The 24,215-nt window shown below is 62.2% G+C and carries 19 protein-coding genes; 10 read left to right on the top strand and 9 right to left on the bottom strand.

Annotated elements, in window-relative coordinates; genetic code table 11:
• Positions 1-94 precede the first annotated feature (94 nt).
• Together HK439_RS08655 and HK439_RS08650 are read left to right on the top strand one after the other, a co-directional pair.
• Positions 95-1,141 carry an NADP-dependent oxidoreductase gene (locus HK439_RS08655; protein WP_190291002.1) on the top strand — a complete coding sequence of 349 codons (1,047 nt, stop codon included), beginning with the start codon at positions 95-97 and terminating at the stop codon, positions 1,139-1,141.
• Between the two features lie 2 nt (positions 1,142-1,143).
• Positions 1,144-1,908 (top strand): SDR family NAD(P)-dependent oxidoreductase, encoded by a 765-nt coding sequence (locus HK439_RS08650; RefSeq protein WP_190291001.1) that lies wholly within the window; start codon positions 1,144-1,146, stop codon positions 1,906-1,908.
• A 54-nt stretch (positions 1,909-1,962) separates the two neighbouring features.
• On the opposite strand, the gene HK439_RS08645 is transcribed toward HK439_RS08650, so the two are convergent.
• The 6 genes from HK439_RS08645 to HK439_RS08620 all read right to left on the bottom strand — a co-directional run bounded on the left by HK439_RS08645 (position 1,963) and on the right by HK439_RS08620 (position 7,746).
• Positions 1,963-3,186, bottom strand: coding sequence for an ABC transporter substrate-binding protein (locus tag HK439_RS08645; protein WP_190291000.1), 1,224 nt, complete (start codon positions 3,184-3,186; stop codon positions 1,963-1,965).
• Positions 3,187-3,215: 29 nt separating this feature from the next.
• A complete protein-coding gene (locus tag HK439_RS08640; protein WP_419247580.1) occupies positions 3,216-4,244 on the bottom strand; it encodes a branched-chain amino acid ABC transporter permease in 1,029 nt (342 codons plus the stop codon).
• A 5-nt stretch (positions 4,245-4,249) separates the two neighbouring features.
• The gene (locus HK439_RS08635) at positions 4,250-5,128 is read right to left on the bottom strand and encodes a branched-chain amino acid ABC transporter permease (protein WP_190290998.1); all 879 of its coding nucleotides are present in this window, start codon (positions 5,126-5,128) and stop codon (positions 4,250-4,252) included.
• A gap of 11 nt (positions 5,129-5,139) precedes the next feature.
• Complete coding sequence (locus HK439_RS08630; protein ID WP_190290997.1) at positions 5,140-5,883, bottom strand: ABC transporter ATP-binding protein; 744 nt, start codon at positions 5,881-5,883, stop codon at positions 5,140-5,142.
• Positions 5,884-5,888: 5 nt separating this feature from the next.
• Complete coding sequence (locus HK439_RS08625; RefSeq protein ID WP_190291082.1) at positions 5,889-6,668, bottom strand: ABC transporter ATP-binding protein; 780 nt, start codon at positions 6,666-6,668, stop codon at positions 5,889-5,891.
• 220 nt (positions 6,669-6,888) lie between these two features.
• The gene (locus HK439_RS08620) at positions 6,889-7,746 is read right to left on the bottom strand and encodes an IclR family transcriptional regulator (protein ID WP_190290996.1); all 858 of its coding nucleotides are present in this window, start codon (positions 7,744-7,746) and stop codon (positions 6,889-6,891) included.
• A gap of 159 nt (positions 7,747-7,905) precedes the next feature.
• Between HK439_RS08620 and HK439_RS08615 the strand changes: the two genes are divergently transcribed.
• The 5 genes from HK439_RS08615 (at position 7,906) to HK439_RS08595 (ending at position 15,313) form a co-directional block, all read left to right on the top strand.
• A complete protein-coding gene (locus tag HK439_RS08615) occupies positions 7,906-10,020 on the top strand; it encodes a 3-hydroxyacyl-CoA dehydrogenase NAD-binding domain-containing protein (protein WP_190290995.1) in 2,115 nt (704 codons plus the stop codon).
• Positions 10,017-11,687, top strand: coding sequence for a dicarboxylate--CoA ligase PimA (gene pimA / locus HK439_RS08610; protein WP_190290994.1), 1,671 nt, complete (start codon positions 10,017-10,019; stop codon positions 11,685-11,687). Before HK439_RS08615 ends, pimA begins: the two co-directional genes overlap by 4 nt.
• Before the next feature lie 64 nt (positions 11,688-11,751).
• Positions 11,752-12,939, top strand: coding sequence for an acetyl-CoA C-acyltransferase (locus HK439_RS08605; protein WP_190290993.1), 1,188 nt, complete (start codon positions 11,752-11,754; stop codon positions 12,937-12,939).
• A gap of 10 nt (positions 12,940-12,949) precedes the next feature.
• Positions 12,950-14,152: a pimeloyl-CoA dehydrogenase large subunit gene (gene pimC / locus HK439_RS08600; protein WP_190290992.1), complete on the top strand. Its 1,203-nt coding sequence runs from the start codon at positions 12,950-12,952 to the stop codon at positions 14,150-14,152.
• Positions 14,153-14,164: 12 nt separating this feature from the next.
• On the top strand, positions 14,165-15,313 hold the full coding sequence (locus tag HK439_RS08595; protein ID WP_190290991.1) for an acyl-CoA dehydrogenase family protein: 1,149 nt from the start codon (positions 14,165-14,167) through the stop codon (positions 15,311-15,313).
• A 63-nt stretch (positions 15,314-15,376) separates the two neighbouring features.
• Here the strand turns inward: HK439_RS08595 and HK439_RS08590 are convergent, their stop codons facing one another.
• The gene (locus HK439_RS08590) at positions 15,377-16,129 is read right to left on the bottom strand and encodes a sulfite exporter TauE/SafE family protein (RefSeq protein WP_209011653.1); all 753 of its coding nucleotides are present in this window, start codon (positions 16,127-16,129) and stop codon (positions 15,377-15,379) included.
• Between the two features lie 266 nt (positions 16,130-16,395).
• Here HK439_RS08590 and HK439_RS08585 point away from each other — a divergent pair, with 266 nt between their 5' ends.
• Positions 16,396-17,385, top strand: a complete 990-nt coding sequence (locus HK439_RS08585) for a zinc ABC transporter substrate-binding protein (protein WP_235987707.1) — start codon at positions 16,396-16,398, stop codon at positions 17,383-17,385.
• Between the two features lie 70 nt (positions 17,386-17,455).
• Here HK439_RS08585 and HK439_RS08580 read toward each other — a convergent pair whose 3' ends face one another.
• Both HK439_RS08580 and HK439_RS08575 read right to left on the bottom strand, forming a co-directional pair.
• On the bottom strand, positions 17,456-19,402 hold the full coding sequence (locus HK439_RS08580) for a L,D-transpeptidase family protein (RefSeq protein ID WP_209011652.1): 1,947 nt from the start codon (positions 19,400-19,402) through the stop codon (positions 17,456-17,458).
• A gap of 507 nt (positions 19,403-19,909) precedes the next feature.
• A complete protein-coding gene (locus HK439_RS08575; protein WP_190290989.1) occupies positions 19,910-20,461 on the bottom strand; it encodes a single-stranded DNA-binding protein in 552 nt (183 codons plus the stop codon).
• Between the two features lie 387 nt (positions 20,462-20,848).
• Between HK439_RS08575 and uvrA the strand changes: the two genes are divergently transcribed.
• Both uvrA and HK439_RS08565 read left to right on the top strand, forming a co-directional pair.
• Positions 20,849-23,803 (top strand): excinuclease ABC subunit UvrA, encoded by a 2,955-nt coding sequence (gene uvrA / locus HK439_RS08570; protein ID WP_190290988.1) that lies wholly within the window; start codon positions 20,849-20,851, stop codon positions 23,801-23,803.
• A gap of 220 nt (positions 23,804-24,023) precedes the next feature.
• Entirely contained in the window at positions 24,024-24,176 is a 153-nt protein-coding gene (locus HK439_RS08565) for a DUF1127 domain-containing protein (RefSeq protein WP_190290987.1), read from the top strand.
• Positions 24,177-24,215 lie beyond the last annotated feature (39 nt).

The raw sequence follows: 24,215 nt of genomic DNA, 5'->3' as shown, positions 1-24,215 counted from the left end.
AATTTCCCTGCAGGCGCCATTTCCATCTTTTCTGTTGCGAAACACTGTTTCGCATCCGAAGATCCACACCGAACCGAAAATCAGGAAGGCTGAAATGACCGAAACCATGAAACGTATCGTTCTCGCCGAGAGGCCGAACGGAGCCCCGCGTCTGGAAAATTTCCGGTTCGAGCAAGTCGCGATGCCCGAACCGGGCGACGGCGAAGTCCTGGTGCGCGTGCTCTATCTGTCGCTGGACCCCTATATGCGCGGGCGGATGGACGATGTGAAGTCCTACGCCGCTCCGGTGGAGATCGGCGCAACCATGGAAGGCGGCTGCGTGGCCGAAGTCATTGCCTCCAACAGCGACCGCCTGAAGCCGGGCGATATCGTCAACGGCATGTTCGGTTGGGCGAGCCACGGAGTTCTGCCCGCCAACCAGCTCAGAAAGGTCGATCCGGATGTAGCGCCGGTATCGACGGCGGTCGGCGTGCTCGGCATGCCGGGCTTTACCGGCTGGCTGGGCCTCAACGAATACGGCCGGCCAAAGGCGGGCGAGACGCTGGTGGTCGGCGCCGCGACCGGCGCGGTCGGCTCCATGGTCGGCCAGTTGGCCAAGATCTACGGCCTTCGGGTGGTCGGCGTTGCCGGCGGCGCGGACAAGTGTGCCTTCGCGGTCAATGACCTGGGCTTCGATGCCTGTATCGACCACCGCGCCGCAGCGGATGCATCCGCCCTGCGGCAGCAGCTTGCCGCCGAATGCCCGGACGGGATCGACATCTATTTCGAAAACGTCGGCGGCAAGACGCTGGAGGCGGTTCTGCCCCAGATGAATGTCGCCGGCCGGATCCCGATCTGCGGCATGATCGCCTGGTACGATCTCGGCGGCCTCGGCCTCGGCGGTGGAGACGGCAAGGACCAGTTGCCGAAGGCCTGGCGCACCATCCTGGTGCGGCGCCTGTCGGTCAACGGCTTCATCATCACCGACCATTACGACCGCTTCCCGGATTTCCTGAAGGAAGCGGGCGGATACATCCGCGACGGACGGCTGCATTACCGGGAGGATATCGCCGAAGGCCTCGAAGCCGCCCCCCAGGCCTTTCTCGACATGCTGAAGGGCGGCAATTTCGGCAAGCAACTGGTGAAGATCGGGGAGCTTTGAGCATGAGACTGTTCGACATGACCGGCAAGGTGGCGCTGATCACCGGTTCTACCAAGGGGATCGGCAAGGCCATTGCCATCGCGCTTTCCGAAGCCGGAGCCAAAGTGGTGATCTCAAGCCGGAAGCAGGACGCCTGCGACCAGGTCGCGGAGGAGATCCGCACAAAAGGCGGTGAAGCCCTTGCTGTGCCCGCCAATATCTCCGAGGACGCGGACCTTGAACGGCTCGTTGCCACGGTGCTGGACAAATGGGGGCGCATCGACAGCCTGATCTGCAACGCGGCGGTCAATCCCTATTACGGGCCGTTCCTGGACACGCCTGACGATGCCTTCGACAAGACGATCCGCGTCAACATCCGCTCCAACATGCGGCTGGCGAAACTGGTGCTGCCGGGCATGGTGGAACGGCAGGACGGCAGTATCGTGGTGGTGTCGTCGATCGCCGCCTTCAAGGGATCGGACAAGCTCGGCATCTATGCCCTGACCAAGGCCGCCGACACACAGCTCGTGCGCAATCTGGCTGTCACCTATGGTCCGCAGAACATCCGGGTCAACGGGATCGCGCCGGCCCTGGTACGTACGGACTTCGCCCGCACGCTCTGGGAAGATCCGGAGCGGGCGAAGAAAGTCGCCGACAGCTACGCCCTGAAGCGGCTTGGAGATCCCGACGACATCGCGGGCGTTGCGGTTTTTCTGGCCAGTCCGGCAGGCGCCTGGACGACAGGACAGACGCTGATCATCGACGGCGGCTGGTCCGTCTGCGAGTAGGCTTTCCAAAAGCGAAGCGCCGGCAGATTGCCGGCGCTTCTTTTCTTCAGGTCATCAGTTGCCGCCGGATCCTTCGATCACCGGACCGAACATTTCCCAGCGCTCGCCATTGAAGCGCATCATCTGCATCTGCTGGATGGGGAAATAGTCCGTGGGGCTGGTATTGACGACAATCCCCGGCAAGGCCATCGGCATGACGAAGTCCTTCAGGTTGGCCGCCTGTGCCATGACGTTTTCGCGCGACAGGTCATCTCCCGCCTGACGAAGTACCTGCTCCAGGGTCTGGGCAACGGAATAACCGTAGACCGTGAAGCTGGAGGAGCGGTCGCCGTCCGGATAGTACTCGTCCATGAAGGCGGACCAGTCCTTGAAGCTTTGATCGTCCTTCCAGTTCGGATCGGTCGGGTCCTTCAGATAGCCGGTCGAAAGCACGCCCTTGGCGTTCTCGAAACCGGCCGGCTTCAGCACGCCGCCGACGGACTGGGAGACGTTGTTGACGATCTGGACCGGATTCCAGCCGGTTTCACCGATCTTGCGGATCGCCTGGGCGGCGAACTTGGGCGTGGCGATATCGATGACCAGATCGGCGCCGGATGCCTTCAGGTTGACGATCTGGGAATCGATGGTCGGATCGGACGTCTCATAAGGCGCCTCCGCGACGATCATGCCGGTCTTATCGCCGAGCCCTTCCTTCAACCCGCCGAGCAGGTCCTTGCCGTAGTCGTCGTTCTGGTAGAGCACGCCGATTTTTGCATCCGGATAGTTCTGCAGAATATAGGCGGCATAGATGCGGCCTTCGCTCTGATAGTTGGGCTGCCACCCCATGGTCCAGTGGTACTTCTCCGGCATGCCCCATTTGGTCGCGCCGGTGGCCACAAACAGCTGCGGCACCTTCTTGGCGTTCATGTATTTCTGGATCGCCGTGTTGGTTGCCGTGCCCAGGCTCTGGAAGATCAGGAGCACCTCATCGCTTTCGACGAGCTTGCGCGCCTGTTCCACCGTTTTCGGCGGGCTGTAGCCGTCGTCGTACGAAATGAAGTTGATCTTGCGGCCGTTGATGCCGCCCTCGGCGTTGACCTTGTCGAAATAGGCGCCGATCGTCTTGCCGATTGTGCCATAGGCGGACGCAGGTCCGCTGTAGGGGCCGATATGACCGATCTTGATTTCCGTGTCGGTCACGCCCGGTCCGTTCTCGGCCATTGCCGGAACCACTCCGGAAACGGCTATTCCCAAGCCCAGCGCAACGGCGCCGAGCAATGCGGTTCTTGCTAGTCTCATCGATATTTCCTCCCTTTACAGACCAAATTTCACCGGCTTCTTCCGGCCAGCTTCGCCACGAGCATGCGGACAAGGCCCGCTGCTCCCGACGGCATTGCATAGATGACGAGTATGAGGATGGCGCCGTAGACGGCGCCTGCGAGCCCCTTGGAGATCTCCTCCGCGAAATTGGGCACGAACACCAGGAACAGGCCGCCGATCACGGCACCGGGAATGGATCCGACACCGCCGATGACGAGCCCGACGAAGAGCGCGATGGCGAGGACGAAGGTGAAGCTGTCGGGCGCGACGAACTGGACGACGACGGCGCTCAACGACCCGGCAATGCCGGCGTAAAGCGCGCTGACGCCGAACACCAGCGTCTTGTAGAGGGCGATATCGACGCCCATGGCGCGCGCGGCAATCGGATTGTCGCGGATCGCGATGATCGCCCTGCCCGACCGGCTGTCGATCAGGTTGCGGGCGATGACCGCCAGCACCAGGCCGATCCCCAGCGTCAGGAAATAGAGCCACTGGTCCGAATTGACGGGTAAGCCGAACGGCGGATCGGGCTTCAGGACATAGATCCCCTGTACGCCTCCGGTCCAGGGCGACAGTGGGGTGGATTTGAGGATCTGCGGCGTGGCGGCGGCGAGCGCAAAGGTCGCCAGCGCCAGATAGATCGCCTCCAGCCGCAAGGCTGGCAGCCCGAACAGGAACCCGAAGGCAAAACAGATCAGGGCTGCGACCGGGATCGTCAGGTAGAAATCGAAGCCGTAGATTTCCATCAGGATCGCGGTCGTATAGGCGCCGATGGCATAAAAGGCCGAGTGACCGAGCGAGAACTGGCCGTTGAAGCCGGTCAGCATGTTGAGGCCGAGAATGGCGATGGCATAGATCAGCACCATCGTCAGCTGGAAGATGACGAAGTTCTTGACCACGAACGGCAAGGTCACCGCCAGCACGAGCCCGGCGATCAGCGCTATCCGGCTCCAGGACAGAGGAACCTCGCGCGGCTTCGCGGGAATCTGGCGCAGGGATTTAAATCGAGCAGCGAGTGTAGAAGGCATCTGATTCATATCCACTAGACCCTGCTGACGAGGCGGCTGCCGAACAGGCCGCTCGGCCGGACCATCAGCACGGCCACGATCAGGGCCAGCGCTATGGTCAGTTTCAGTTCCTGGCCGATGTAGGGGATGAAGGAGCCGGCGAGGTTTTCAACCACACCGACAATGAAACCGCCGACCACGGCGCCGGCCGGACTGGTGAGCCCGCCGACCACCGCACCGGCAAAGCCGTAAAGCAGGATCGACAGCATCATGTTGGGCTCCAGGAAGACCACGGGCGCGATCAACATGCCGGCGACCGCACCGATTGCCGCGGCCATGCCCCAGCCGAGTGCAACCATCCAGCCGACCCGGATGCCGACCAGACGCGCCGATTCAGGATTGACGGCGGCGGCCCGCATGGCCAGTCCGACCCGGGTAAAGCGGAAGAACAGGAACAGGAGGATCAGCAGGACGAAGGTGACACCGAACATGCCCGTGTCATGGGCGCTGACCGGTGCGCCCTCGAACAGGGGCTGCGAGCCGAACGGGCTCGGAAAGGACTTGATGGTGAAATCCCAGATAAAGCCGGCCGCACTGTTGAAGATGCTGAACAGCGCGATGAAGACGACGATGTGGCTCAGGACCGGGGCGTTGTGCAGCGGCCGGAACACGATCCGCTCGATGGCGACACCGGCCGCGAAGGACAGCACGAGGGTCAGGACAAAGGCAGCCCAGTAGGGCATGCCCCATTCGATCAGCTGCCAGGCGACGAAGGTGGAGAACATCGCCATCTCGCCCTGGGCCAGGTTGAGATGGTGGATGGCCTGGTAGATCATCACGATCGCCAGGGCGATACAGGCATAGATACCGCCCGTTGCCAGTCCGGCGAGAACCTGGTGGATGAAGAGTTCCATTCGGTGTGCTCCTAATAGCCCAGATACGCGCGGCGTATGCTTTCGTCCCGGCCGATCTCGTCCGCCGGGCCGGACATGACCACCCGGCCGGTTTCGATCAGATAGGCGTGGTCGGCGATTTCGAGCGCGAGCGCGGCGTTCTGTTCCACGATGAGCATGGAAATGCCCTCGTCCGTTTTCAGGCGGCTGAGCGTTTCGAACAGCTCCTCGATAATGAGCGGGGCCAAACCGAAGGACGGCTCGTCGAGCAGCATCAGTTTGGGCCGCAGCATCAGCGCCCTTGAGATGGCAAGCATCTGCTGCTCGCCGCCGCTCAGGGTCTGCGCCTGCTGGGCACGGCGTTCCGCAAGCCGGGGAAAGAGCTGATACATCCGCTCGATATCGGCGGAAATCTCCCGCCTATCCCGGCGGGTCATGGCACCCAGCCTGAGGTTTTCCTCCACCGTCACGCCGATGAATGTGCCCCGGCCTTCGGGGACATGGGCAACGCCGAGCGAGACAATGTCCTCCGTCGCCCTGCCGCCGATATTGACCCCGTCGAGTTCGATATCGCCTTTGGTCGGGATCATGCCGCAGAGCGCCCGCAGGGTGGTCGTCTTGCCGGCGCCGTTCGCGCCGAGCAGGGTCGTCACGCAGCCGGGGGCGATGTCGAAATCGATATCGAAGAGCGCCTGGATACGACCGTAAAAGGCATTCAGGCCACGGACCCGAAGCAAGGCCTCGCCGGACGCCGCCCGGGTTTGTGCTGCTGTCATGGCGCTCAATGTTTCGTCCCCCCGAGATAGGCCCGGATCACTTCGGGATCGTTCTGCACCTCCTCCGGCGTGCCTTCGGCAATCTTGCGCCCGAAATCGAGGGCCACGACCTGGTCGGAGACCGACATGACAAGGCTCATGTGATGCTCCACCAGAAGCACCGTGACGCCCCGCTCACTGCAGATGCTGCGGATCATGTCGCCAAGCTCGCCGACCTCGCCGTGGGTCAGGCCGCCGGCCGGCTCGTCGAGCAGAAGCAGCTTCGGTTTTCCTGCCAGGGCGCGCGCCAGTTCGACCCGTTTCTGGGTGCCTGTCGGCAGATCGGCAACACGCGTGTGCAGGCAATCGGTCAGATCGAAGGTCTCGATCAGTTCCAGGGCCGTTTCGTCGATGGCGGCCTGCCGCTTCGCTTCCCCGAGCCTGAGCGCATCGGTGACGAAATTGCTCGAGGACCCCGAATGGGCGCCCAAGCGGACGTTGTCGAGCACGCTCATGGTCTTGAAGAGCGCGATGTTCTGGAATGTCCGGGTAATGCCCAGCTGCGCGATCCTGTGCGCCGGCCGGCCGAGGAGTTCGCGGCCATCGAAGCGGATGGTTCCGTTGTTCGGGAAGTAGAGCCCGCTCACGCAATTGAACAGCGTCGTCTTGCCGGCGCCGTTCGGGCCGATCAGCCCGAGAATGCGGCCCGGCTGCAGGTCGAATGAAATTCCATCGAGTGCAACAATGCCGCCGAAGCGGATGGTCACATCGTCCAATGCCAGCAACGGCTCAGCCGCCGAATGCACGTCCCCCTTACCCGGCCATGTATCGGCCGGGCGACTTGCAACAGATCTCACGCGCTCCTCCCAAGAGCCTGACGTCGCTCACGAACCAGCGTTCTGGAACCGCTTGCCCGCACAACTTCCGCCTAGAGCATCCTGCGTTCAATTGAACGCAGGATGCTCTAATACTTTGAAAGCGATCAACTTTAGACCTCCGATCGTTTCCGATTGGAGGTCTGTTGATCTAGTGGCGCCGGTTTCTGCCGGTCTGCCATTCGCCCGCACCGCCATTGAGGACGGTTCTTATTTGCCGGACAGCGTCGAGCAGCCGCGGTCCGATATCCTGTTCAAGCCTGTCCCTCGACAGTGAGAAGGCCGCGGCACCGCAATTGAAGGCATAGATGCCGGAGCCGTCGGGCATGACCAGCGGCACGCCGATGCCGTTGATGTCCTGCCGCCAGTCACCCATTGAAAGCGAAAATCCCCGCCGCGCGACCTGCTCGCAGGCCCCCTCGATATTCTTGCGCAACCCCGGCCACCGGTCGCCGTAGTACCAGGCCAGGTCTTCAAACAGTTCTTCGCGCTTTTCCTGGGGCAGGACCGCGATATAAGCCCGCCCCATGGCCGAGGCGGCAAGCGGAATACGCGAACCGATATCCAGACGCACCATCAGGGCCGTCGCATTGAAGCAGTGCTCGACATAGATCATGCGCCGCCTGTCGGGAGCGCCAAGAGCAACGGACGCTCCCGCGTGATCCGCGATCGCCTGCATGTAGGGGCGAGCAATCTGGCGGATACCGATCTGGGCCAAAGCACTGTAGCCCAGGGCGAGCGCGGCCGGCGCGATCTTGTATTTGGAAAACCGCTCCACGTGCGCGAGGTAGCCGAGCTGGGTCAACGTATAGGTCAGACGGGACACCGTCGGCTTGGGAATGCCGGTCCGCGTGGCGATCTCCAGATTGCCGAGCATGTCGTCGTCGGGACGAAACGAGCGAAGCACATCAAGACCGCGCGCAAGTGCCACAACGAACTTGCGGTCGCCCGCAAACCGGGCGTTCCCCGCATCGACTTCGTGGCCATTGTCGGCACGTTTTCCTGACATGATCCCTAATCCCCAGTACACCTGTGGGAGCGATTGACAAGGACTGCACCATAATCTAGCGTCCACGTCAAATTATAAAATGTTATTTCGCACAGCGGAACTGGAGCAGATACCCGGAACCGCAAGTGAAGCAGACTCGGTCAGGAAGGACGCCGAAAAATGAGCGATTTGGTCACGATTACGCGCAACGGCAGCATCGCCATCGTTTCCATCGAAAATCCCCCGGTCAATGCTCTCGGCTATGATATCAGGGCCGGAATCTTCAATGCCATGGAGCAACTTGCGGCCGATGACACCGTCGCCGGCGTGGTTCTTACCGGCTCCGGGCGCACCTTCAGCGCAGGCGCCGATATCCGCGAATTCGGCAAGCCGTCGCAGGAGCCCTGGCTGCCGGTCGTGATCCAGAAGGTCGAAGACATGCCGAAGCCGGTGGTGGCCGCCCTTCACGGCACGGTTCTGGGCGGCGGCTTCGAACTTTCCCTCGGCTGCCATGCACGGATCGCAGCCCCCGGTACAAAGGTCGGCCTGCCCGAGGTCAAGCTTGGCCTGATGCCCGGCGCCGGCGGTACCCAGCGCCTGCCGCGCATCATCGGCCCGGAAGCGGCCCTGAAGATCATCGTTCCCGGCGAGCCGGTCGGCACGGAAGCTGCCCTCAAAATGGGCGTGATCGACGCAATATCGGACGACCCGGTCAAGGCTGCGGTGGACCGCGCGGCCCAGATGGCGGCCGATGGCGCGCCGCTGGTGAAGGTCCGCGAGAACGATGCACCACTGGCTGCTGCGAAAGCCGACCGCTCAGCCTTCGAGGAAACCGCCGCGGCCCTGCTGAAAAAGGCCAAGGGCCTGAAGGCGCCCGCCGCCTGTATCGATGCCGTGCGATGGTCTATGGACCTGCCGGTCGAGGAAGCGCTGGTAAAAGAACGCGAGACCTTCATGAAACTGATCGACGACGACCAGTCCAAGGCCCAGCGGCATATCTTCTTTGCCGAGCGCGAGGCGGCGAAGGTTGCCGACATGCCGAAAGACGTGAAACCGCGCGACGTCAAAAAGGTGGGTGTCATCGGCGCCGGCACGATGGGCGGCGGCATTTCCATGAACTTCGCCAATGTCGGCATTCCGGTCACCATCATCGAGACCTCGCAGGAGGCGCTCGACCGGGGCTTTGCCACGATCGAGAAGAACTACCGCATCTCCGTCTCGCGCGGACGGATGACCGAAGACGACCTGAAAGCGCGCATGAGCATGCTGACCGGGTCGACCGACATGAACGACCTCGCCGACGCGGACATGATCATCGAGGCGGTGTTCGAAGAGATGGACATCAAGAAACAGATCTTCGGCGACCTGGACCGGATTGCAAAGCCGACAGCGGTTCTTGCCACCAACACCTCCTATCTCAACGTCGATGAAATCGCGCAGATGACGAAACGGCCGGGATCGGTTCTCGGCACCCATTTCTTCAGCCCGGCCAACGTCATGAAGCTGCTGGAGATCGTGCGCGGCGCGGAAACCGAACCGGAAGTGCTGGCGACCGCCATCGAGATCGGCCGGCGGATCCGGAAGGTTCCGGTCGTGGTCGGCGTCTGCTTCGGCTTCGTGGGCAACCGGATGCTCCGGGCCCGGTCGCTGGAAACCGAGCGCCTGCTGTTGGAAGGCGCGACACCGCAACAGGTGGATGCCGCCATCACCGGTTTCGGCTTCCCGATGGGCCCCTTTGCCATGGGCGACCTGGCCGGCCTCGACATCGGCTGGCGTATCCGCAAGCAGATGGGCGGATCCGCCGACGGCGGCAGCGCTGACATTGCCGATGCGCTGTGCGAAATGGGCCGCTTCGGCCAGAAGACCGGCCGGGGCTTCTATATCTACGAACAGGGTTCCCGTGCCGGCACGCCGGATCCGGAAGTCGAGGCACTGATCAAGGAGACGGCGGCAAAGAAGGGTATTACCCGCCGCCAGATCAGCGAGGAAGAGATCGTCGAACGGCTGATCTATCCGATGATCAGCGAAGGCGCGAAGATCCTGGACGAAGGCATCGCCCAGCGTCCCGGCGACATCGACGCGGTGTGGGTCTTCGGTTACGGCTTCCCGCTGTGGCGCGGCGGTCCGATGTTCTATGCCGACCAGGTCGGCCTTGCGCATATCCGTGACCGGCTGAACCACTATGCCGAGACAACCGGCAACGCGGCCCTGAAGCCCGCACCGCTCCTCAACCGCCTTGCCGACGAGGGGCAGGGATTTGCGTCCCTTGCCCGGAAAGAGGCCAAGGCGGCATGAGCAAACGGCCGTTTGCCTGGGAGAAGTCCTATCCGCCCGGCATGGATTGGGACTTCAAGCCGGAGCCTTCGGTGCTTTCCCGGATCGCGGACACGGCGGTTGCCCGCTATCCGGAACATCGGGCGCTGGAATACCGCGGCCATGTGCTCAGCTATGCGGAATTCGGACACAAGATGAATTCCGCTGCGGCCGCCCTCCTGCGGGAGGGCATCGGTGCGGGAACGACCCTTGCGCTCTATCTGCCGAACACGCCCTATTTTCCGGCGATCTTCTTCGGCGGTTGCAAGACGGGCGCACGGATGATCCTGCTCAGCCCGCTCGATGCGGAGCGGGAACTCGCCTACAAGCTCAAGGACAGCGGCGCGCGGGTGATGGTCACGACCGACATCGGCCCCATGCTGTCCATGGCTTTAAAGCTTCTGGATGCCGGCCATCTCGACAAGCTCATCGTCGCCGAGGACGGCGCCTGGGGCGCCTCACCGGCGCCGCTTGCGGAGATCCCGGACCGGCCCGACGTCGTAACCTGGGCGGACTTCGCCAAGGGCGCGCCGCTCCCGGACCGGTGGCCGGAGGTCTCCCCGGAAGATATCGCGCTGCTCCAGTATACGGGCGGGACCACCGGCATGCCGAAGGGTGCCATCCTGACCCATGGCAACCTGACCACGTCGGCGGCGATCTATAACAACTGGTTTCAGCAGCAGCGCCCTTCCACACCGGGAACGGACAAGATCATCTGCGTCCTGCCGCTGTTTCATATCTATGCCCTGACGACAATCCTGATCCGGCAGGTCGAAAACGGCAACGAGATCATGCTGCGTCCGCGCTTCGATCCCGAAAGCGTGCTGCAGGATATCGAGATCAGGAAAGCGACGATCTTTCCAGGCGTGCCGACCATGTGGATCGCGCTTGCCAACCTGCCCGACCTGGACACAAGGGATTTCTCATCCCTCACCTATTGCAGCTCCGGCGGCGCGCCGCTTCCCGTGGAGGTGGGCAAGCGGTTCGAGGCGCTGACCGGCCTGCCGCTCCTGGGCGGCTGGGGCATGACGGAAACCGCGCCGGCGGGCACCAACCTGCCCTGCTCCAATCCGGCCAAGCCAGGATCGATCGGCATTCCCATGCCGGGTATCGAGATGGGGATTGTCGCCCTGGAGGATCCGACGCGAGAACTCGAACCGGGCGAAACCGGCGAACTGCGGATCAAGGGCCCGAACGTCACGTCCGGCTACTGGAACCGGCCGGAGGAAACCGGGCAGGCCTTTGCCGACGGCTATTTCCTGACCGGCGACATCGGCACCATGGATGAAGACGGCTATTTCTATATCGTCGACCGCAAGAAGGACATGATCCTGTCGGGCGGATTCAACGTCTATCCGCAGGTGGTGGAACAGGCGATCTATGAACATCCGTCCGTCGCCGAAGTCCTCGTGGTCGGCATTCCGGACGCCTACCGCGGCGAGTCCGCCAAGGCCTTTGTTGCCCTGCGCTCCGGCGCCGCCCCGTTCACGCTGGAAGAGCTGCAGGCCTTTCTCGCCGACAAGGTCGGACGCCACGAAATGCCCCGGGATCTGGAATTCCGATCCGCGCTGCCCCGCACCGCGGTCGGCAAGTTTTCCAAGCTGCAATTGAAACAGGAAGAGATCGAGAAACGCGCAAGCGGCTCTTGACGCTCAAGGAACAAGAATGCGCCGCCGAGGCGCCTGACAACGCTTACAGGGAGAAGCAGAACACATGCGGGAAGCCGTCATCGTCTCCACGGCCCGCACTCCGATCGGCAAGGCCTATCGCGGTGCGCTTAATCTCACTTGCGGACCGACCCTTGCCGGCCACGCGATTGCCGCAGCCGTCGACCGGGCCGGCATCGAAGGCTCGGAAGTCGAAGACGTTGTTTTCGGCTGTGCGCTCCAGGAAGGCACCACCGGCGGCAACGTCGCCCGCCGCGCGCTCCTGCGCGCCGGATTGCCGGTAACCACCGGCGGCGCGACCATCGACCGCCAGTGTTCGTCCGGCCTGCAGTCGATTGCGGTCATTGCCCGCTCCATCATCCACGACGGCATGTCCGTCGGCGTCGCCGGCGGCGTGGAATCCGTCTCGCTCGTGCAGAACGACCACCGCAACAGCTTTCATGCCATCGACGAGGCGCTGCAGGAGATCAAGGGCGACGTCTATCTGCCGATGATCGACACAGCCGAGGTCGTCGCCAAACGTTATGGCATCTCCCGCGAGGATCAGGACGCCTATGGCCTGGAAAGCCAGAAGCGCACCGCGGCGGCGCGGGAAGCCGGATGGTTCGATGCGGAAATCGTGCCGATTTCCACCCGCATGGCCGTAACCGACAGGCAGACCGGCGAGGTCTCCTTCAAGGACGTGGAACTGACCGCTGACGAAGGCCCGCGCCCGGACACGAATGCGGAAGGCCTTGCCGGGCTGAAGCCGGTGCGCGGCGACGGCATGACCATTACCGCAGGCAATGCCAGCCAGCTTTCGGACGGCGCATCGGCCTGCGTGGTGATGGAGCGAAAACTTGCCGAACAGCGCGGCCTGGAACCGCTTGGCATCTTTCGGGGCTTCGCGGTCGCCGGCTGCGAACCGGACGAGATGGGCATCGGGCCGGTTTTTGCCGTTCCACGCCTCCTTGAACGTCATGGTCTCTCCGTCGATGACATCGACCTCTGGGAACTGAACGAGGCCTTTGCCGTTCAGGTCATCTATTGCCGGGACCGGCTCGGGATCGATCCGGCCAGGCTCAACGTCAACGGCGGGGCGATCTCGGTCGGCCACCCCTATGGCATGTCGGGCTCCCGGCTTGCCGGCCACGCCCTGATCGAGAGCAAGCGCCGCGGCGCCCGGTATGCGGTGGTGACCATGTGCGTTGGCGGCGGCATGGGTGCTGCCGGTCTGTTTGAAATCAATTCGTGAGGCCTTAGCCATGGACCTGGCATTTACAAAGGAAGAACAGGCATTCCGCGAGGAAGTGCGCACGTTCTTCCACGAGAACATCCCGGCCGACATCCACGCCAAAATGATCGACCAGCATTCGCTGGAAAAGCAGGACCTCGTGACCTGGCAGCGGATCCTGAACGCCAAGGGCTGGGCCGTGCCCCACTGGCCGGTCGAATATGGCGGAACGGGCTGGGATCCGATCAAGCTTTACATCTTCTGGGAGGAAATGCAGCAGACGCCTGCGCCGCAGCCGCTGCAGTTCGGCGTGCACATGGTCGGACCGGTGATCGCTACCTTCGGCAACGAGGCCCAAAAACAGCGCTTCCTGCCGCGGATTGCCAATCTGGATGACTGGTGGTGCCAGGGCTTTTCCGAACCCGGCGCCGGATCCGATCTTGCCAGCCTGAGGACCAAGGCCGTGCGCGACGGCGACCATTATGTGGTCAACGGCCAGAAGACCTGGACCACCCTTGCCCAGCACGCGGACTGGATCTTCTGCCTGGTGCGCACCAATCCCGACGTGAAGAAGCAGGTCGGGATTTCCTTCCTGCTGATCGACATGAAGACGCCGGGCATCGAGGTCCGGCCGATCCAGACCATCGACGGCGGCAAGGAGGTCAACGAGGTCTTCTTTACCGACGTCCGCGTACCGGTGGAGAACCTGGTCGGCGAGGAAAACAGGGGCTGGGATTATGCCAAGTTCCTGCTCGGCAACGAACGCTCCGGCATTGCACGGATCGGCATTTCCAAGCAGCGCATCCGCCGGATCAAGGAACTGGCGGGCCAGGAATTCTACGGCTCCGCGCCGATGATCGAGAACCAGCGCTTCCGCGAAAAGCTTGCCGCCGTCGAGGTGGAACTGAAGGCGCTGGAAATGACCCAGCTCCGGGTCGTGGCCGCCGAGGCCAAGCGGGGCGACAAGGGCAAGCCGGATCCGGCTTCGTCGATCCTGAAGATCAAGGGCTCGGAACTGCAGCAGGCGACCACGGAACTGCTCATGGAAGTGGTCGGCCCCTATGCCCTGCCCTTCCAACCGGGGCTTGTTGAAGGCTCGAACGAGCCGCCCATCGGCATGGACTGGGCTGCGACCGCCGCACCGACCTATTTCAACTGGCGCAAGGTCTCGATCTACGGCGGATCCAACGAGATCCAGAAGAACATTATCGCCAAGGCAATCCTGGGTCTGTGAGGGGGCTGTGAGATGGATTTTGATCTGAACGAAGAGCAACGGCTCATCAAGGATAGCGTCGAGCGCCTGCTCGCCGATCGCTACGGTTTCGAGCAGCGCAAGGCCCATGGAGCCTCGGAACGCGGCTGGAGCGCCGACATGTGGGCGCAATATGCCGACCTTGGCCTGCTCGCCATGCCGTTTTCCGCAGACGACGGCGGCATGGACCAGGGCCCGGTCGGTACCATGATCGTCATGGAGGCTTTCGGCCGCGCTTTGGCACTGGAGCCCTATCTGGCAACCGTCGTCCTCGGCGGCGGTTTCCTGCGCAATGGCGCGAATGCAGCCCAAAAAGCGGACCTGATCCCGCAGATCGTCGACGGCAGCCTGACGCTCGCCTTTGCCCAGACGGAACGTCATTCCCGCTACGATCTGGCGGACGTGACGACGACGGCGCGCAAGGACGGCGGTTCCTATGTCCTGGACGGCGCGAAAAGCGTGGTCGTTCACGGCGACAGCGCCGACAAGCTGATCGTGACGGCACGGGTCGCCGGCGACCGGCGCGACCGGTCCGGGATCGGCGTCTTCCTGGTTGACGGAAATGCCGCGGGCGTCTCACGGCGAGGCTATCCGACCCAGGACGGCCAGCGGGCGGCGGAAGTACTGCTGGAAGGCGTTCGCGTCGAGGCCGACTGGGTGATCGGAGAACCTGAGAATGGCTTGCCGCTGATCGAACAGGTTACCGACGAAGCCATCGCCGCCCTGTGCGCGGAAGCGGTCGGCACCATGTCGGTGATGCATGAGACCACGGTCGACTATCTGAAGACGCGCAAACAGTTCGGTGTGCCCATCGGCGACTTCCAGGTGCTGCAGCACCGGGCGGCCGACATGTTCCTGATGCTGGAACAGGCGCGCAGCATGTCGATGCTGGCTACCATGATGGCGGACGAACAGGACGTCGCCGAACGCCGGCGCTCCATTGCCGGAGCCAAGGTGCAGATCGGCCGCTCCGGCCGGTTCGTCGGCCAGCAGGCGGTCCAGCTTCACGGCGGTGTCGGCATGACCATGGAACTTGCCGTCGGCCATTATTTCAAGCGGGTGACGATGATCGATACGGCCTTCGGCGATGCGGATTATCACCTGAGCCGTCTCGCCGATGCGGGCGGTCTGATCGCCGCCTGATTTCAGTGCGAATGTTCGCTGCAAGGCCCGCAAGCAATTGCGGGCCTTTTTTATCCAGGAGGCCTAGAAGAACAGTTCCTGGACCAGGATTTTCGTCGCGATCAGGGTCAGCAGGCCGAGCATGATCTTGTCGAAGGTTTCCTTCGCCAGATGCCGGGCCAGATAATTGCCGACTGGCATGAACAGGGCGATGGCAACCGTTACGCCGAGTCCGAGAAAGAACCGGTGCCAGTCCAGAAGTCCGACGGTGACGAGTTGCTCGATCTGCCCGATGGACATGACGATGAAGAACACGGAAATCGTGGCAATAAACGTGCTGCGCGGAAGTTTCAGGGCATTCAGAAAGGTGATGGAGGCCGGCGCGGAAATGCCGGTCGCGCCCTGAAGGGCGCCGCCCAGAAGGCCGATCGGTCCGGCCAGCCTGACGCCCGCGGCATAGCTCAACATCCAGTCCGCCTTCAGAATTCGGAAGCCGACATATCCCAGAACGACCAGCGCCATGGCGATCGACAGGGTGTCGGACGGCAGGCCGGCGAGCAGAACGGTGCCGCCCATGGCCCCCAGCGCTCCGCCGCCGGCGAACAGGACCATGAATTGCCAGGGCAGCCGCGCCTTACGGTGCTGCCAGGCCTGATTGACGTTTGTCAGGAGGTTGGACGTGACGAAGACGGCGACGGCAAACTGGACGTCGGTCAGCGCCGCCAGCACCGGCACGCCGATGACGGGCGCCCCCGCCCCGGTCGCGCCCTTCAAGAGACCGCCAAGGACGCAGGCAAGCAAGGCCGGAAGAACCAATGCGAGATCGATGTGAGACAAGAAACGCTCCGGAAGCACCTGAAAACGCAGCCTGGTTGGAATCGGTTTGGCTGCAAACGGTAATGACGGATAAGACTTTTCAGGCGCGAAAACCAGTCTCTGGCGACAATTCTCATCTTTTCGGGGTTCGAAGTGAAACTTGAGACAGGATCGATATTTCCACACCCGCAATACGGGACCGGTCGAATTGGGGCTTGTGCCTTCGTTCAGTGAACGTTATAGAGTTACATGTAATGTTATTACATACCGTTCAATGGGAGTCGCCCTTGCCCGTTCTTTTTCGCTCACGCCGCATTCAAACGCTGGTTCCACGCATGATCCTTGTCGCCAGTCTTACCCTGGCGCCCACCTTCGCACAGGCAGCCGTTTCCGTCGTAACGACCATCAAGCCGGTGCATTCACTGGTTGCCGGCGTCATGCAAGGTGTCGGATCTCCGCAGCTCCTGATCAAGGGCGCCGCCTCGCCTCATGATTTTTCCCTGAAACCGTCGCAGGCCGCACAGCTTCAAGATGCCGATGTGGTTTTCTGGATCGGCGACAATCTGGAAACCTCACTCGCCAAACCGATTTCGACGATGGCCGAAAAGGCGCTCCGGATCGAACTTTTCGACGCTCCGGGTGTCGAGCATCTGAAATTCCGCGACGGCGACGGATTTCAAGGGGACGACCATGACCACGGCGAAGCGCATGACCGGGCCGACGGCGGCAAGGATGACGGCCATAATCACGGCGCGGACGGACTGGACCCTCACATATGGCTCGACCCGGAAAACGCCCGCGCCATGGTCCGGGAAATCGCCGAAAGCCTGAGTACCGCCGATCCGGAAAATGCCGCATCATACAAGGCGAACGCCGATGCCATGGATCGAAAGCTCGCCGACCTGATCCAAAGCACAAACGAAAGGCTTGCCCCCGTAAAAGGCCGGTCCTTCATCGTCTTCCATGACGGCTACCATTATTTTGAGGACCGTTTCGGCATGCCGGCCGCCGGCGCCATCACCTTGAATCCGGAAGTCCCGGCCGGTGCGGACCGAGTCGCGGAAATCCACGACATCATAAAGAAACGGCAGGCCGTATGCGTCTTTGCAGAACCCCAGTTCGAACCAAAGCTGATCCGGGTCGTTCTGGAAGGAACGCAGGCGCGGTCCGGCACGCTGGACCCGCTCGGGGCGGAGCTTGAGGATGGACCCGGACTTTATTTCGCGCTGATTTCCGGCATGGCCGACGCCATGGCGGACTGCCTGTCCGGCTCCTGATAATCGCGAAACAGAAAAAGCCGCGGAGCAGGTTCTCCGCGGCTTTTTTCGTTCCTAATCTTCTGGCCCCTCAGACCCGGGCGTCTTCCCGGGTCTGTTCGGTGATGTCGAGTGCCTTCAGTAGGTACATGTCGCGATCGTAGATGTCGTCGAAATAGCTGATCGTGCCCTCGTCATTCGGCCAGGCCGTGAAATAGGAGATGTAGACTGGAATATTGCCGGTCACGTCTTCCTGGGCGTTCTGACCCTGATTGATCCGGCCGGTGACATAGTCCTTAGACTTGCCGAGAACGGCGGCGGCCATGCCCTTGGGATCCTGCAGGCGGATACAGCCATGGCTGAAGGCGCGGACATCCTTGTTGAACAGGCTCTTTGTCGGCGTGTCATGCATGTAGATGTCATGCGAGTTGGGAAACAGGATCTTCACCTGGCCGAGCGCGTTGGACGCGCCCGGATACTGGCGGACATTGATGCTCTGCTGCTTGGTGGCAACTGCATACCAGTCGACGGACGAAGACGACACCTGGTGGCCGGAAACGGTCGTGACCTCGTAGCCGGCGCGGTCCAGGTAGCTCGGATCCTGCGCCAGTTTCGGCAGCATCTCGTTGACGATGATGGAATAGGGAACGCCCCAGTAGGGGTTGTATTCCACCAGCTCGATCTTGTCGTAGAAGAAGCTGGTCTGGTTGGACTTCTTGCCAACGATCACCCGCATGGAATAGGGCTCTTTGCCCGGCTCGTAGTAGGTCGCGGTGAACGCCGGCTGGTTCACGAAGACCCGGCGGGCACCGAGATCGACCGGCAGCCAACGACGGCGCTCCATGGCCAGCTTCACCTTGGCAATCTTGGCCGCATTGGTCTCACCGACCATGGCCTTGATCGTGTTCTTGCCGACAATCCCGTCGGCCGACAGCTTGTTTTCCTTCTGGAAGTCCTTGACCAGTGCGACCAGTTCAGGGGTGTAGGCCTCTTCTCCGGCATAGGCGGCAAGGGTATCGGCGTGCTTTTCCTTCAGCGCGTCCGATCCGTTCTTATTGATCGCAGCCACGATGTGCTTCATTTCCGGGCTGGAGCCGCCGGCCTTCAGGAACGTGCCGGGCGCGATTACGATCTGGCCCTCTTCCTCGTCCTGCGCGCGCAGGCGGGCGAGTTCCTTCTTCAGCGCCGCGTATTGGGCATTCTGGGGATTGCGGGAGACCAGATAGGCTTCCAGATCGTCCTTGGACTTGATCTCTTCCAGAACGGCGACGAGATCGACCTCATGGCGCGGCAGATCGTGATAGCCGGAAATCCGGTCGGGATCGACCCGGCCGCGCTCCGCGTCGAGGACGTAGGTCAGCACCGCGCTGGAAAAGGTCAGCTCGAAACTCATCAGAGCCTTTTCGCGCTCCAGCTTCGCGGCGTCGTCATCCGCCGATGCCATCTCCGTCCCGGCCTTCTCGAACGTCGGCAGATCGACCTTGTAGTCTTCCGGGTTCAGGCCTTCCTTGTCCGCATCGGCAAGCGCCATCTTCGCGCTCAGCGCACGGCTGTTGACGTTGCCGTCCTCGATCCAGAGAAAATCCGGGTGTTCGCGGTAAAAGGCCTTCAGCGCGTCGGCCACTTCGGGAAGCATTTCGAAGTCCAGTCCCTTCAGGGCCGGACGGGCCTTGTCGAACTCCGTCAGAACGGCGGGAGCCGCATCCGCGGCAACACCTTCCCCCTCGCCGGCCTGGTCCTCCTTCGCCGTGACGGCGGCCGTCTTCACCTCGGCGAGGGCGGCAAAGGACACGCGTTTCCAGACATCGGGCTTGTAGGTGTAGAACTTCGGCGCGGAGACCCGAACCGTCCGCGCCTTTTCGCGCAACAGTTCCTCACGCGCCTTCAGCTCCTGCATGCGGTGATATTTCGGATTGAACAGGCGCTCGAAAAATCCTTGCGCCTGCGCCGTATCGGCCCCGGCCCCGACAAAGGCGCTGCAGAGCACCGCCGTCGCCAGCCCTGCCAGTACGGTCGAGGACAAAGCCCGGCGTTTCACCTTCTGGTCACCTTCCGTCGTGCCGGAGGCTCTCCGGACACCTGTCTTCCCGTTACCGGGCTTCATCGTTACAACGTTCGCCGGGATCCGCATATTCCAACCGCCTTAAGCTCGTGGGGCCGGCGAACGACACACTCCGCCGTGCCCGAAACATAATTTCTTTCCGTGCGAACCGCCTGCCTTACGGATCCGCATCCGCTCCGCCTGCCGGCTCCGGTCCTACGGGACCAACGTCCGATTTCGGCTTCCGGTTCCGAACTCCGGGCCAGGTTGGCGTTACGGCAGCTCGGAAAATATTACACCAAACTTCGACACAGGGTTAATAACCAAAGCCTTTTCGGCATTAACAATCACGAGGCTGTGACCGAAACGACGCAGGACGGCACCGCAAGCGTGTGCTGCAACGGGGCACAACCCGGCACACCTCTGCTCGCAGAGCCTTGATACGGGGCCTTAGCAAGCCTGACCGGCACCATGCAAGACCGCACTTCTGCCGCCTGAGAAAGGTTAGAACGGAATTTCGTCGTCCATGGGGCCGGAGCCGCCGCCCTGGGGACCGCCATATCCGCCGCCAGAGCCGCCGGAGCCGCCGCCATAACCGCCCGGGCCGCCGCCGTAGCCGCCGCCGGACGATTCGCCGCCGCCAAAGCCGCCGCCGGAGGATCCGTAGTCAGGCAGACTACCGCCGCCCTGGCCACCGCCCTCACCCCGGCCGTCGAGCATGGTCAGGTTCGAATTGAAGCCCTGCAGCACCACTTCGGTGGAATAGCGATCCTGACCGCTCTGGTCCTGCCACTTGCGGGTCTGCAGCTGGCCTTCGAGATAAACCTTGGAGCCTTTGCGCAGATATTGCTCCGCCACCTTGCAAAGACCCTCGTTGAAGATCACCACCCGGTGCCATTCGGTCTTTTCCCGGCGTTCGCCGCTGTTGCGGTCGCGCCAGGTCTCCGACGTCGCGATCCGAAGATTTGCGATCGGCCGGCCGTCCTGGGTCCGGCGGATTTCAGGATCCGCTCCCAGATTGCCGACCAGAATTACCTTGTTGACGCTGCCCGCCATGACTGAACTCCCGAGATCATACCTCCGGCGTTGCGGACGCCGGCTCATTCCGTCTTTTCGTCCGCAGACCCTAACGCCAAACACAAGGGTACGCCGGGTCTTTCCACTTGAATCCAGCCTTTTCCACAAAGGCTTGGTCAAGCGAAAGGTGCAATGCTTTTCCAGTTGCTATTTTTGTTCTCTTTATGTTCTTATTGTCAAGGCTACACTCTACCAGGTGTCAGGAGAGATCGGGTGTGCTTGCGTTTTTTTGACGCCCGTCATTTGCCTTCGCCTTCGAACATTCTAAATATGGAGCGTCGCCGGACAGTGCCACAGCAAGCCGCCTCCCCCAGGCTCGTTCAGGCTTTCCGGACTCCCAAGGCCGCCCGAGAGGATTAACACCACATGGCGCATGACGTTCACGCCGACACAAAGGCCCCGGATCCCACCCGGATCATTTCCGTGCGCGGCGCGCGGGAACACAATCTGAAGGGGATCGATCTGGACCTGCCCAGGGACCGGCTGATCGTGATGACGGGCCTGTCGGGATCGGGCAAGTCGTCGCTCGCCTTCGACACGATCTATGCCGAGGGCCAGCGCCGCTATGTGGAAAGCCTGTCGGCCTATGCGCGCCAGTTCCTGGAAATGATGCAGAAGCCGGATGTCGACCAGATCGACGGTCTGTCGCCGGCCATTTCCATCGAACAGAAGACCACCTCGCGGAACCCGCGCTCCACGGTCGGGACGGTTACGGAAATCTACGACTACATGCGTCTCCTGTTCGCGCGCGTCGGCGTCCCCTACTCTCCGGCAACCGGCCTGCCGATCGAGAGCCAGACCGTTTCCCAGATGGTGGACCGGATCCTCGAGCTTGAGGAAGGCACGCGGCTCTACCTGCTGGCCCCGATCGTCCGCGGCCGCAAGGGCGAGTACCGCAAGGAACTCGCCGAGCTCATGAAGAAGGGCTTTCAGCGGGTCAAGATCGACGGCGAGTTCCATGAAATCGCCGAAGCCCCGGCGCTCGACAAGAAGTTCAAGCACGACATCGACGTAGTCGTGGACCGGATCGTGGTGCGCGAAGACATTGCCGGCCGACTGGCGGATTCCCTTGAGACCGCGCTCAGGCTCGCCGACGGCATTGCGATCGCGGAGTTCGCCGACAAGGCTCTGGCTGCACCTCAAGCGGGTGCGGTTCTGCAGAACTTGAACGAAACCCACGAACGTATTGTCTTTTCGGAGAAATTCGCCTGTCCGGTTTCCGGGTTCACCATTCCGGAAATCGAACCCCGGCTGTTTTCCTTCAACAACCCCTTCGGCGCCTGTTCGGCCTGTGACGGCCTGGGGACGACCCTTGCCTTCGAAGACGAACTCGTCGTGCCCGATCACACCCTGTCCCTGCGCGAAGGCGCCGTTCTGCCCTGGGCGAAGACCGGTTCGACCTCGCCTTATTACGTCCAGACCCTGGAAGCGCTTTGCCGGCACTTCGACGTCTCCATGGCGACGCCGTGGAAGGAACTGCCGGAGGACGTCCGCCAGGCCATTCTTTACGGCACCGGCAAGGACAAGGTCGCGTTCATCTATGATGACGGCGCACGCAGCTACAAGACCGAAAAGGTCTTCGAAGGCGTCATCGGCAACATCGAGCGGCGCTGGCGGGAAACCGAATCCACCTGGGTGCGGGAGGAACTCTCCCGGTTCCAGTCCGACCATGCCTGCCCGGCCTGCACCGGTTACCGCCTGAAGCCGGAGGCGCTGGCCGTTAAAATCGGCGGCCTGCACATCGGCCAGGTGACCGAATTTTCCATTCGCGTCGCCAATGACTGGTTCAATGACCTTCCCGAAAAGCTGACGCAGAAACAAAACGACATCGCGGGCCGGATCCTGAAGGAGATCCGCGAACGCTTGAAATTCCTCAATGACGTCGGCCTGGAATATCTGACCCTGTCGCGCAATTCGGGCACGCTTTCGGGCGGGGAAAGCCAGCGCATCCGCCTGGCCTCCCAGATCGGCTCGGGTCTGACCGGCGTGCTTTACGTTCTGGACGAACCGTCCATCGGCCTGCACCAGCGCGACAATGCCCGGCTGCTCGACACGCTGAAGCACCTGCGCGATCTCGGCAACACGGTGATCGTCGTCGAGCACGATGAGGACGCGGTACTGACGGCGGATTTCGTGGTCGATGTCGGCCCGGGTGCCGGCGTTCATGGCGGCGAGATCGTTGCCCAGGGAACGCCGCAGGAGATCATGGCAAACCCGGCCTCGCTGACCGGCCAGTATCTCTCCGGCGCCCGGATGATTCCGCTTCCCGAAGAACGGCGTAAACTCAAGAAGACCCGCAAGATTTCCGTGGTCGGCGCCCGCGGCAACAACCTCAAGGACGTTTCCGTCGATGTGCCGCTCGGCACATTCACCTGCGTCACCGGGGTTTCGGGCGGCGGCAAGTCGACGTTTTTGATCGACACCCTGTACAAGTCGGCCGCCCGGCGGCTGAACGGCGCGCGCGACAACCCTGCCCCGCATGACCGGATCGACGGGCTGGAACATCTGGACAAGGTGATCGATATCGACCAGTCGCCGATCGGACGCACACCGCGCTCCAACCCGGCGACCTATACGGGCGCGTTCACCCCGATCCGCGAATGGTTCGCCGGCATGCCGGAGGCCAAGGCGCGCGGCTATGCGCCGGGACGCTTTTCCTTCAACGTGAAGGGCGGACGCTGCGAGGCCTGCCAGGGCGATGGCGTCATCAAGATCGAGATGCACTTCCTGCCCGATGTCTACGTCACCTGCGATGTCTGCAAGGGCCAGCGCTACAACCGGGAAACCCTTGAGGTCCTGTTCAAGGGCAAGTCGATCGCCGACGTGCTCGACATGACGGTCGAAGAGGCCGCCGAGTTCTTTTCCGCGGTTCCGGCGGTTCGGGACAAGATGGAAACCCTGGCGCGCGTCGGCCTCGGCTATATCAAGGTCGGCCAGCAGGCAACGACGCTATCGGGCGGCGAAGCCCAGCGGGTGAAGCTGGCCAAGGAACTGTCTCGGCGCTCCACCGGGCGCACCCTTTATATTCTCGACGAGCCGACAACCGGCCTGCACTTCCATGACGTCGCCAAGCTTCTGGAGGTCCTGCACGAGCTGGTCGACCAGGGAAACACGGTTCTGGTGATCGAACACAATCTGGAAGTCATCAAGACGGCCGATTGGATCATCGACATGGGACCGGAGGGCGGCGACGGCGGCGGAACGGTTGTTGCAACCGGCCGGCCGGAGGATGTGGCCGAAATCGAGACCAGCTATACGGGCCGGTTTTTGCGGGAGCTTTTGCAACGCAGGCCACAGCACGCATCGGATGCCGCCGAATAGGTTGCAATGCAACATATTCCCATTCCGCATTGATTCGCTTTGACTTTCCGGCCCGGCGCGCATCAACGCCGGGCCGTTTATTTTGCATTGCACTAAACGCATGACTGACATGCATACATGGCACTTCTTTTTTTTTGGCCTCGAATTATATTCCACTCATCAGATCAATGATGCGGCGCACACAAACGATGCTGCGACGCAATCTACAAGGACTTACGCCATGTTCGACAACGTCGTTCGCAAATACAATAACTGGGTCAACTACCGGCGCACTGTGGACGAGCTCTCCCGCCTGTCCAGCCGCGAACTGAGCGACCTCGGCATCAGCCGCAGTGACATCCGCTTCGTCGCACGCCGCACCATCGCCCAGTAAAGAGCTCGCGTTCCTACAGCTACCTCCTCCCAAGCTACG

It is taken from the genome of Roseibium aggregatum (assembly GCF_014692675.1).
Taxonomy (GTDB): Bacteria; Pseudomonadota; Alphaproteobacteria; order Rhizobiales; family Stappiaceae; genus Roseibium; species Roseibium aggregatum_C.
Note: the sequence above shows the minus strand (reverse complement) of the source record. Positions and strands in the feature narration are given on the sequence as shown.